Source organism: Ligilactobacillus ruminis DSM 20403 = NBRC 102161 (assembly GCF_900113455.1).
GTDB classification, from domain to species: domain Bacteria; phylum Bacillota; class Bacilli; order Lactobacillales; family Lactobacillaceae; genus Ligilactobacillus; species Ligilactobacillus ruminis.
Genome location: NZ_FOPI01000047.1, coordinates 1 through 11,091, shown reverse-complemented (window position 1 = coordinate 11,091; position 11,091 = coordinate 1). Strand labels below are relative to the sequence as shown.

The window sequence follows — 11,091 nt, the reverse complement described above, 5'->3', positions numbered from 1 at the left end:
AAAATACCAGTCGTATTTGTCATGAATGCAAACAAAAAAATCACGAGTTTGACAGCCTTTCTCAGTCAGAATGGCTAGCTGCTCGTGAATGGGACTGTCCTAATTGTCATGCGCATCTTGATAGAGATGTAAACGCAGCCAAAAATATCTTAGCTAAAGGATTAGAAACTCTGGCTTAATAATAAACAGGTATGGAACGTACCTTGGTAAATAGCGATGACCTCTACCAACTTAGTGAAGAACTAGACTGGCAAGTTTGCCGTGTTCCCAGAATCCCCAACTTCAAACCGTTAAAAAACGAAGTTTCAGGTTAAGTTGGGGTAGTTCAAAACATGGCGGCTAAAATCAGCAGCAAAATCACGCATCCGCATCCGCTGCAGCAACCGCCGTCATCTTTGTTGCTTCCCTTAAAAAAGCATTGTAAACAATCAAAGCGAGCAACGTGCCAATAAACGCAGCAGTCACTAAAATTCATTCTTCCTTTCATATCATACAGAGAAACTGTCTACAATAATATTATATTACAAAACTTATGAGAGTAAAGCCTGGCACGCCCATATAAAAAAGAACGCGGAAATATCCACGCTCCGAATTAAAAATTATTGCAATTGTGCCGCAACAGTCTTGTTTTTGAGCAATGCCTGAGCAACGAGCAGCGTTGCGACCGTCTTGATCGAGTCGCCCGGAATGAACGCAAGATTTGCAATCAGGCTTTGACCAATCGTAATGTGCGTTGCAAAGGCTAGCCAAACGGCACCGACGCCGTCAATGAACAATACACCGAAAAGCCAGATAAAGGCAAATTCCAAGACAGGCTTGTGATCCGCATTAAAACGGCTTTCAGCCCAACCAATCAAAAGCGGCGTAAACAGCCATGCAATCACGTAACCCGCAGAAGGCGACATAAAGCAAGCAATTCCACCGTTTCCGCCGCTCATAAACGGCATGCCGATGGCTACCAAAATCAAAAACAGCGCAACTGAAATCGTTCCTTTTTTAGGTCCGAGCAATGCTCCCGCCAACATGACCCCCATGTTTTGCAAAACGATCGGAACCGGGATGAACCCGAGCGGAATTCCGGGAAACATCCCCAAAATAACGATGACGGCAGTCATCAGCGCAATCTGTGTAATATCCTTTGCTTTCATAAAAATCAACTCTCCCACTCTTATTTTTTGGAACAGTGTCTATTATGGACTTTGTTAACCTTTATGTCAATACTGGTTAACTAAAAACGTGCAATTTTTTAAATTCAGTGCAGACATGCTGCTATTCAAAATAAATATCATGATGAAGTCTGCATCCCGGGTTGAACCGATGCCGGCAATATGGACAAAAGCCTTGTTCGTACTGATTTCTGGTCAGCTGATTCATGCAGTTTCCGCAAAGAACCGGCACAGGATCACTTGCGTCCGCAGGCTTGAAATCGTGATTTTCCGATTCGTCGTGGCATTTGTAGCAGGCGTAATATTTGTGACATTGACGACATCTCAGCGCGACCACGTCTGCTTCTGAATGATAATGGCGGCATCTTCCTGCCTGATCAAGCTGACTTCCGTAAATTTTCATGATTTCACCCCTCACAACGTCAACCGTACCACAACAAAAAGTTAACATCAACAAGAAATCTGCCTAAAATTAAAAACCAGGATGATCTGCACCAATTGCAAAGCCGTACTTTGCGCCAAGCTTCAAATATCTTTCATCGTCTTCAAAATTACTGTGAGAGGGATAAATTTAAAGTCCAAGATTCTCATCGTCATTTTGCGTCACCTATTTTCCTGTCCTTGTAATAATATTCTTTGTCGCGTTCGCTAATTTCGCGCATCACGCGACACGGATTGCCGACTGCCACGACGTTTGCGGGAATGTCCTTCGTCACGATGCTGCCGGCACCGATAACGGTGTTGTCGCCGATCGAAACCCCGGGAACGACGACCGTTCCGGCACCGAGCCAACAATTCTTGCCGATATGGATCGGCATGTTGAACTGGTACCCTTTTTCGCGCAGCTCAGGCCAGACGGGATGTCCGGCAGATGCCAGCGTGACGTTTGGCCCGATCATCGTATGGTCGCCGACATAGATGTGCGTATCGTCAACCGCAGTCAGGTTGAAGTTGGCGTAAACGTGATTGCCAAAGTGGACGTGACGTCCGCCGAAGTTTGCATGAAACGGCGGTTCGATGTAGCACCCTTCGCCGATCTCGGCAAACATTTCCTTCAGAAGCTCCCTTCGTTTTGCCATTTCGGTCGGCCGCGTCCGGTTAAAATCATAAAGCCTGTCCAAACATTCCATTTGGAGTTTTGCCAATTCCCTGTCGTTTGGCAAATACAGTTCGCCATTGTGCATTTTTTCAAAAATTTCGTTCATTTGTTTCGCCTCATCATAAATACCGCTTACATTATAACGATTATTGGTACAAATCGGCAATTACAATCTCTGGTTTTTTCGCAAAATTCAGTGCTCAATAATCTTTTGTGCTACAATACTTTCAGACAATACGAAAGGAGCGACGGGACGCTTTTCCCGCAAACAACATTGAAACATATCGTAACCGGCATCATCGCCCCTGTCGATTCGGGCAAGACCACGCTGACGGAAGCCTTGCTCTACAAGGCAGGCGAACTCAAAAAACTCGGCAGAGTCGACAACGGAGATGCCTTTTTGGATTTTGAAGAACTTGAAAGAAAACGCGGAATCACGATCTTTTCGCACCAGGCGAATCTGACTTGGAAAAATCTGCAGCTGACTTTGCTCGACACCCCTGGTCACGTTGATTTCGTCTCGCAGACTGAACAGGTTTTGCGCGTGCTCGACTGTGCGATCATGGTCGTTTCAGCCCGCGACCTGATCACGAGTCATGCCAGGACGCTCTGGAATCTGCTTGACTTCTACCATGTTCCAACGTTCGTCTTCGTCAACAAGCTTGATTTGAGCGAGCTTTCAAAAGCAGACATCATGAAACGACTCAAACAGCTCGATCAAAGCATCGTGGCCTTCGACGGCACGGAAACAGAAGAACTTGCGGAACTTGACGACGCTCTTTTGGAAAAATACCTGGAAAACGATTCGATCGACCGAACGGACGTCTTAGCCTTGATCAAGCAGCGCAAAGCTTTCCCGTGCTTTTTCGGTTCTGCGCTCAAGCTTGAAGGAATCGATGCTTTGCTTCAAGGCCTTGCTGACTTTGCGCCGGAACTCGAATCTCGAAACGAATTCAGCGCGCGCGTCTTCAAAATTTCTCACACCGAAAAAAACGAGCGTCTGACCTGGCTGCGCGTGTTAGGCGGGAGCCTTCATCCAAAAGACATGATTTTAGATGATCAAAAGGCAAACGAGCTCAGAGTCTATGATGCAAAAAGATACGGTGCCGCAAAAGAAATTGTCGCCGGCCAGATCTGTGCCATCCCGAACCTGAATGAAACTTTTGTCGGACAAGGCTTGGGTTTTCTTGAAAACGATGCAGCATCCTGCATGACGCCGGTTCTAAGCTATGCGCTAAATCCGAACGGATGCGACCTTCATGCCTGCCTTGTGGCCTTAAAAGAACTTGAAGACGAAGACGAACATCTTCACGTCGTCTGGTCAAAACAACTGAACGAACTGCGCGTGCAGCTGATGGGTCCGATTCAGCTTGAAGTTTTGCAGCAGATTTTAAAGGACCGCTATGAACTGGACGTTTCATTTGAACAAGGCAGGACTTTGTACAAAGAAACGATCACCCAGACGATTGAGGGCGTCGGCCACTTTGAGCCGCTGCGTCACTACGCAGAAGCACATTTGATCATGGAACCCGGAAAACCGGGAAGCGGCCTGGTCTTTTCGTCAAACTGCAGCTTGGAAGAACTCGACAAAAACTGGCAAAATCAGATTCTCTCCTGTCTAAATTCAAAAGAACACCTCGGCGTTCTCATCGGAGCGCCCCTGACCGACGTCAAGATCACCCTTGCAACCGGCAGAGCAAGCATCAAACACACAGTCGGAGGCGATTTTCGCCAAGCGTCAGGCAGAGCCGTGCGCCAAGGTTTGATGATGCTAAAAAAACGCCACGGACTAAAACTGCTTGAGCCATGGTACCGCTTCGTGCTCAAAGTCCCGGAAGAAAAGCTCGGTCGCGCAATGAACGACATTCAGCAGATGAGCGGCACCTTTTCCTTGGATCAGGCTACCGGAACTCTGAGCGGCCTTGCTCCGGTCAGCGAGATGCAGTCATATGCGGAAACCGTGCGCACCTATACCCGCGGAAAAGGACTGCTTGAACTGAGCGTTGACGGCTATCGCCAATGCCATAATGAACAGGAAGTCGTTTCAAACAGCAGCTACGACCCGCTTTCAGATTTGGAAAACACGCCGCAGTCCGTCTTCTGTGCTCACGGCGCCGGATATACGGTCGACTGGAGCGACGTGCCGAAGATGGCGCACGTTCCGTACAGATTATCATGAAGATTCGGTTCCTTATTAAGACGCTAAACATGACATTGTACTCAAAATTCCCGAATACCAAAAAAACAGCGGCTGGACAGAAAAGACAATTTCTGTCCGACCGCTGTTTAACTGTAACATCGCTGTGTCACTATCGCAGGTCTCCGGCCGCCTTGACCTTGACGCGGCTTTCTGAAATACAGATCGGCGGACAACCACAGGAAGTTCATGCTGCTGAATGTCTCCGACGAGAAGACGGTCTTCCAGTCCGGACTGAACTACAAGGTCATGCAGTCCATCATTGATTCCTGGGATGACAGGAACAAGCGCCCTCTTGTCCTCAAGTCGTATGTTGAGACACGCTCGCTGAAGCAGGATTACAAGTTTCTCCTGATCAACTCCTGGGAAGACGAGCATGACTTCCTCCAGTTGCACAACTCGGAAAATAACACGCCGGCTCGGTTCGGTCATGCCAGCAACAAGTCCGCTGTTGTCAATCAGTACGTCAGCGCAGGGAAACAACATCTGAATCGGTCCGGTGCGTAACTTGCGCCGGGCCGTTTTCTTGACTTTTGCGGGCATTGGAACTACTATTGGATTAACATTAAAATTTTCTAATGAGGGGGTATAAATCTTGCTGGCAGTTAATGATCTTGCATTCAGCTACGGAGACAATCCGCTTTTTTCAAAATGCAGCTTCCGAATAGGAAACGGGAGGCACGTGGCGCTTGTCGGTGACAACGGCACGGGAAAGACCACACTGCTCAGGCTGATTACCGGAATCTTGAAACCTGATGCAGGAATGGTCAGATATGACGGACATGCCGAAATGGTCAGTCAGTTTCCGGCCGGTATGGAAGGGGTCAGTCCTGGACAAGGTCAGATGCAGCGAATCAGCCGTGCATTTGCGAAGAGACCGGACATCCTGCTGCTGGATGAACCGACGTCAAATCTTGACGCGGAAGGCATCAGGAAGCTGACCGGGATGATCGGGGGCTTTCGGGGAATTGCCGTCATCATCAGTCATGACATTGCCTTTCTTGAAAAGGCGGTTGACTGCGTGCTGATGATTGAAGACCGGCACATCGACCTTTATGACGGTAATTTTGAGGAATTCCGGCAGATGAGGGAAAGGAACCGGAACAATCAGTATCAGCTGTACGAGGTTGAGCAAAAGCAGCGAAGAAGGCAGAAACGCGTGGCTCAGAAGATGAAGGAGAAGGCCGCAAAGTCCAGGAAGGCCGGCGGTGTTTCCAACTCGGAGGCAAAGGCCAGGTCGCTTCTTGGAAATTACGACAAGGTTCAGAGAAGACTTTCGGCCAATGCCAGACGCATGCAGAAAAGTCTGGACGAAGGGCCGAAGAATGCCAAGCCCTATGAGAAGATGGGGCTCAAGCTTCTGACGACATATCAGAAACCGCAAAAAGTCAGGATAAATCTTGACTTTGACGGACTGTCAGGCCATGGCATCCGGCTGATTGACAATTCGTTCTCGTTTCGGATCAGATCAGGAGAAACGGTTGGTCTGCTAGGCAGGAACGGCAGCGGCAAGTCGACTCTGCTGGGTGAAATCGAGGGAAGACTTGAGAAAAGATCCTGCAGGGTCAGCCGCTTCAGACAGGAGATTCAAGATGTCTGGGAAGAAGGTGAAAATCTTCTGTCACAGCTCATGAAGGCTTCCGGGATGCCGGAACAGGTTGTCCTTGATGTCGCAGGAGCCATGGGACTTCATGCGGACCTTCTTTCCCACACTCCGGACGAACTGAGCGGAGGACAGCTTCTCAAGGCCCAGCTTGTACTTGAACTTGTGTCGCCGTTTGACGTCCTGCTGCTTGACGAGCCAACTAACTATCTTGACTATGACGGGGTAAGAGCCCTGACTGAATTCATCAGGAACAGCGAAGCGGCAGTCGTTGTCATTTCCCATGACGAGCGCTTCGTCGAGGGATGCGTTGACCGAACATACCTGATTTCGGACCGAAGATTCAGTGATTACTGTGATTTGGGAGATTATTTTGGCAAAGATGGGATTTAACAATTTTAAATGCAGCATGAAGGAAGTGCCTTTTATATGACTCATTTCAAACGTATTGTGATAAACGACCTGCTGAGCAATGTGGCCTTGTCTGCATTCAACATATATACAATCTGGTATCTTGCAAACGTCGTTCACAGCCAGGGTGCAGTCGCCCTGTTCGGATGCGCGGGATTTGTCGAGATAGTCCTGGCGTCGTTTGGCGGTCGGATGTCCGACCGGTTCCCGCGGATAAATCTGATAAGAATCGGCAGCGTGGCAAGGATGGTTGCCTTGCTTGTTCTTATCGTGATGCAGAAGATGTCAGTCAGTTTCACTGCCGTTTCCGTTGCGGTCGGTTGTGTGCTGAGCTTCGTCACTTCATTTTATCTGCCTGCAATCGAGACGATAGCCCCCGCTTTTTCCGAAGATGACGACGAGCTCATAAGAAACAACGCCAGTCTCAACATGGTTCAGCAGCTTGCGACGATTTTAGGTTCAGCTCTTTCCGGCGTGCTCGTCCTCCTGAAGAGCGCCCTTGTCTCATACGGCATCATCCTGGTCATCATGGTTGCGTCATGCGTCATGATGCTCAGAATACCGTCGGACCCGGTCAGTCGTGAAGAAAACGAAACTGATGAATCCATGCTCGATTCCCTGAGACAGGTCGTTCACCTGGAAGTCATCAGGGTTCTGCTGCCGTATGCGACGCTGATCAACGTCAGCTTCTGGCTGTACTGGTATCTCACGCCAATGTATCTGGCAAGGAGGCTGCCGGACTACAAGGCGGCATATTCCATTCAGGAAATGACAATCGGAATCACTGCCGGCGTGAGCGGGTTTCTGTTCAGCCATGTAGTCAGGGATGCTTCAAGGCATCTGCATGGCTATGCACAATGGCTCGTCCTGCAGGGCGTCGGCATTGCCCTCTTTCCGCTCGGCGCAGTCTTTTTGACGAATCAGAAGGTTCTGCTGGCTCTGCTTGTGGTTTCGTGGATTGTCTACGGCATTGCAAACTACATGACGGGAACGATTTTCGTGACAATCGTGCAGAAGAAGACCGCAGACAAAATGCTTGGCGTTACATACGGAGTCGTCTTTTCGCTGTTCGGGGCAATCGCACCGCTGTCGTCGGTCTTCAGCCCTGCATTTTCCAGTATCGGTCCGGTCGGGCTGCTTCTTTTGACCCTGCCCATGATTGTCCTGCCAGCGGTCATGATGGTTGACAGACGGGTCAACGGATTGATGCGCGGAGTGTAGAGAAAAGTCTGCGAGGTGTATGCCGAAGTCCCGTCCCCTGACCGATCTGGGAAGAAGCCTGAAGCCCATTCTCGATGCAATAACTGGGGCGAAAGGTACAAGAGCAGCCAGGAGTCAGATGACAATTAATCTGATGTCCTGGGATGAACCGTTCGTTCTGCCAGTCTGCCCGGATAACGAAACTTTGACTGACGCAGAAGGTCAAAGGCCGAAGCCGCACCGTACGGAATGAGGCTTTGAAAAATTCAAAAGCCGCATGATCCTTGAAATCATTATGGATCATGCGGCTTTATTTCACGTAAGTCAAACGCATTTCAGCAGCAACCGGGTTCATTCCTGCCTGATTCACAGGCATCAGCCTCCCCGATGTCCGAATCTAACTCACCGTTGCCCCGAACGGCAAAAGCGCCAGTTTGGCGATCTTGAAGAACTGCCTGCCAAATGGAATTCCGATGATTGTAATGCAGCAGACAACGCCGATTGCGGCATTGCCGACTGCCATCGGGATTCCCGACACAATCAGCCAGACGATGTTGGCAAGCAGGCTGACCGCACCGCCGCCGTACACAACTTCCTTTCCAAACGGAAAGAATGCCAGACTGGCGAACTTGAAACACTGCAGGCCAATCGGTATCCCAATGATCGTGATGCACCACAGACAGCCTGACAATACCCATGCCAGCCCGCTCAAAAGTCCGCCGCAGACAAACCAGAGTATGTTTCCCAGTATGCTCATGTAAGTGTCCTCCTTCTATTCCTATGCTGTACGAATGCTCCGAAGTCCGGCGCATCATCGCCTGATTTCAGAAGTGTTACATTCAGAATAAGGCTTGTGGTGTTGTGAGTCAAGAAGGATGCTTGTAAAATGAAGTGGAGTTTGATAAATCGTTTGCTTATAAAATATAAGTGGGCGATAACGTTACTATCTATCAACAAACAGTCGCTCTACTTGACAATTCATTGCTTTTATGTAAAAATAAAAGAAAAAAATTAAAGGGGATAGTAAAATGTTTTATTCTAATGATTCTATCGAAAAAATTTTACGTAAAATTGTTTTTGCTATTGAGAACGGTCTTGAAGACGCCGGTTGTTCATGTAATGATTACCGCAGTGCTAAAAAAATAGAAAATTCAACGCATTTCTTTTATTCAGATGCCATCAATTCAAAAATTCTTGATTTATGTGTTGATGGATTAAGTGCTGTACGTTTTAAACGCATATCATGGAATTTGCTTGTTGTAATAGATGAAATAAACAAACGTACTTATAACGTCATGACAAAGGAAACTTTTGAAAATGCAAAAAAGAAATTAGCAAGTAGAAATACACCTTACTATCTTCAATCAATATGTCATGTGGAAAATGGAAATTTCAATCCATGTTTTGAACAAATGACTTTAGAGGGTTTAGATAATGGGGAAAAATTTTTCACAAATGATAAACTAGCTAATGATTATTATAAGATTTTTGGAAATAAAATCGATTCTTCTGAGTACTCACACTACACCATAGTATACTCCCATGAAAGAGAATCAATCACTGAGCTTGAACTGCTAAAATTAGATGAAAATCTAGAAACAATTGAACATCAAGATATTTCAGAATATATCACTCCACAATTACCTCTTTATGAAGCTCCATATTCTGAAAATCAAAACAAGGCAGAAACTAAAAACAATCTTCGTTTAAAACCAGGTGTCAAGCCACAATTGAAAAATAACGATAATGAAAACAATAATGAAAAAAGACAAAGCTAATTAGGAGAATGTAGCAATGAGAAGTACGTTTAATGGTAACCGCTTAAGGAAAGCACGAATATACAGAGAGCTTACGTTAACAGAACTTGCGGAGCTTGTTAAAAAAACAACTATAACCAAACAGTCAATTTCATCATATGAGAATGGAAAAAGTATACCAGACTTCAAAAGAATAAGAGAAATTGCAAAAGTATTGGGATTTCCTAATGAGTATTTTTTTCAAGAAGATAGTGATGATGTAAAAGCTAAAACCACATATTTCCGTTCCCAATCTACGGCAACCAAGAAGAAGAAGAATTCTCAAAAAGTAAAATTGGAGTTTATTGCCGATATATATGAAGTACTACAGAAATATATTGAGTTTCCCATCTTTAATGACATGGATATTGATTTTAGAGGCGCAGACACAATTGAAGACTGTAATAGTAAAGAAACTATAAATGAAATTGAAATAATTGCACAGAAAGTTCGCAAGGCATGGAATCTCGGTAATGGTCCAATAAACAATTTACAATACATTTTAGAGCAACACGGTATATTGGTAACGTACTTGGAAACAGATGATGAAGCAATAGATGCCTTTTCACAACGCACCCAAATTGGTCACGACGTAATTTACTTCGTGGCAATCTCCAAAGGTAAGGTATATGAATGCAGAATAAGATTTGACATGGCTCATGAATTGGGGCATATTATTTTGCATCCTTGGAGCGAAGATTTGGAAGCCATTTCAAAAGATGAATTCAGAGCTAGAGAGAAGCAAGCCAATATGTTTGCGAGTTCATTTTTATTGCCGAAACATAGTTTCAGTCAAGATATATCCGCATATCCCACAAGCTTGGAATACTATGTGTCTTTAAAGAAAAAATGGGGTGTTTCCATACAAGCAATGTTGTATCGAGCACACCAACTAGGTATTATTACTGTTAATCAATATCAGTATCTTATGCGACAAGTGTCTAAGAGAGGATGGCGTAAACAAGAGCCACAAGATGTTCCATATACTATTAATGAGAGTATTTTTCAAGGAGCAATTGACTTACTATTTGAAAATAATATTTTTGATCCAGATAGTTTAATGCAAGAATTTGAATATTCTGGTATATCCTTTTATCCAGAAACAATAGAAAAGTTATTATATTTAAGAACTGGAACTCTAAAAGAAAAAAATAAAAATACAACCTTACTTAGTTTTGAAAATATCAAGAGAAATTATTTATAATCTTTTTTATTTTAAGTCATTCATCAATACTTCTCTTGTAATTTTGTAAAGGGCGGTTGTAAAATGTAGGAAATCGGCGGTTTAGAATTGTCGGTTTTCCTACATTTTTTGTATACTCACTTTATTAATCTTTTGAGGAAGTGATGAGTATGCGAAAAGACGTTTACGAAAGGATGAGATATTTTGTGTTAGAGAAGATAAAACCAAATTACTCCGCTGTTGCACGACAATATGACGTTGATCCAAGAACCGTCAAAGCGGCATATTTAAAAGCTCAGAGCGATAAAACATCAGTTGTCAGGAAGCGTCGTAGCCGTCGCAGTAAGCTGGACGGATATCAAGACATCATTGAAGACAAATACGCTGCAGGTTGTTCTGCCAGATCGATTTATGACTTTATCGTTGAAAAAGGCTT

11 protein-coding genes and 1 pseudogene are annotated in these 11,091 nt (G+C 45.5%); 8 read left to right on the top strand and 4 right to left on the bottom strand.

Annotated features, from left to right (window positions below):
- Positions 1–179: zinc ribbon domain-containing protein (locus BMZ95_RS10180; protein WP_143454997.1), on the top strand; the 179-nt coding region annotated here is incomplete at its 5' end.
- 420 nt (positions 180–599) lie between these two features.
- On the opposite strand, the gene BMZ95_RS10175 is transcribed toward BMZ95_RS10180, so the two are convergent.
- The 3 genes from BMZ95_RS10175 to BMZ95_RS10165 all read right to left on the bottom strand — a co-directional run bounded on the left by BMZ95_RS10175 (position 600) and on the right by BMZ95_RS10165 (position 2,371).
- Positions 600–1,148, bottom strand: a complete 549-nt coding sequence (locus tag BMZ95_RS10175) for a biotin transporter BioY (protein ID WP_014073110.1) — start codon at positions 1,146–1,148, stop codon at positions 600–602.
- A gap of 121 nt (positions 1,149–1,269) precedes the next feature.
- The gene (locus tag BMZ95_RS10170) at positions 1,270–1,569 is read right to left on the bottom strand and encodes a CHY zinc finger protein (RefSeq protein ID WP_046922524.1); all 300 of its coding nucleotides are present in this window, start codon (positions 1,567–1,569) and stop codon (positions 1,270–1,272) included.
- Between the two features lie 190 nt (positions 1,570–1,759).
- A complete protein-coding gene (locus BMZ95_RS10165) occupies positions 1,760–2,371 on the bottom strand; it encodes a sugar O-acetyltransferase (RefSeq protein ID WP_046922523.1) in 612 nt (203 codons plus the stop codon).
- 168 nt (positions 2,372–2,539) lie between these two features.
- Here BMZ95_RS10165 and BMZ95_RS10160 point away from each other — a divergent pair, with 168 nt between their 5' ends.
- From BMZ95_RS10160 to BMZ95_RS10145, 4 genes are all read left to right on the top strand, one after another.
- The gene (locus tag BMZ95_RS10160; RefSeq protein WP_174519778.1) at positions 2,540–4,444 is read left to right on the top strand and encodes an elongation factor G; all 1,905 of its coding nucleotides are present in this window, start codon (positions 2,540–2,542) and stop codon (positions 4,442–4,444) included.
- Between the two features lie 207 nt (positions 4,445–4,651).
- Positions 4,652–4,969, top strand: a complete 318-nt coding sequence (locus BMZ95_RS10155; protein WP_074786628.1) for a hypothetical protein — start codon at positions 4,652–4,654, stop codon at positions 4,967–4,969.
- Positions 4,970–5,057: 88 nt separating this feature from the next.
- Entirely contained in the window at positions 5,058–6,458 is a 1,401-nt protein-coding gene (locus BMZ95_RS10150) for an ATP-binding cassette domain-containing protein (RefSeq protein ID WP_046922521.1), read from the top strand.
- A 36-nt stretch (positions 6,459–6,494) separates the two neighbouring features.
- Positions 6,495–7,697, top strand: coding sequence for an MFS transporter (locus BMZ95_RS10145; protein WP_225354935.1), 1,203 nt, complete (start codon positions 6,495–6,497; stop codon positions 7,695–7,697).
- Between the two features lie 376 nt (positions 7,698–8,073).
- Here BMZ95_RS10145 and BMZ95_RS10135 read toward each other — a convergent pair whose 3' ends face one another.
- A complete protein-coding gene (locus BMZ95_RS10135) occupies positions 8,074–8,433 on the bottom strand; it encodes a YccF domain-containing protein (protein ID WP_039120970.1) in 360 nt (119 codons plus the stop codon).
- Between the two features lie 271 nt (positions 8,434–8,704).
- Here BMZ95_RS10135 and BMZ95_RS10130 point away from each other — a divergent pair, with 271 nt between their 5' ends.
- The 3 genes and pseudogenes from BMZ95_RS10130 to BMZ95_RS10120 form a co-directional block, all read left to right on the top strand.
- On the top strand, positions 8,705–9,454 hold the full coding sequence (locus tag BMZ95_RS10130) for a DUF5986 family protein (protein ID WP_046922518.1): 750 nt from the start codon (positions 8,705–8,707) through the stop codon (positions 9,452–9,454).
- 16 nt (positions 9,455–9,470) lie between these two features.
- Complete coding sequence (locus tag BMZ95_RS10125) at positions 9,471–10,676, top strand: XRE family transcriptional regulator (protein ID WP_046922517.1); 1,206 nt, start codon at positions 9,471–9,473, stop codon at positions 10,674–10,676.
- Between the two features lie 149 nt (positions 10,677–10,825).
- Positions 10,826–11,091, top strand: a pseudogene (locus BMZ95_RS10120) (IS21 family transposase); the annotation flags it as partial.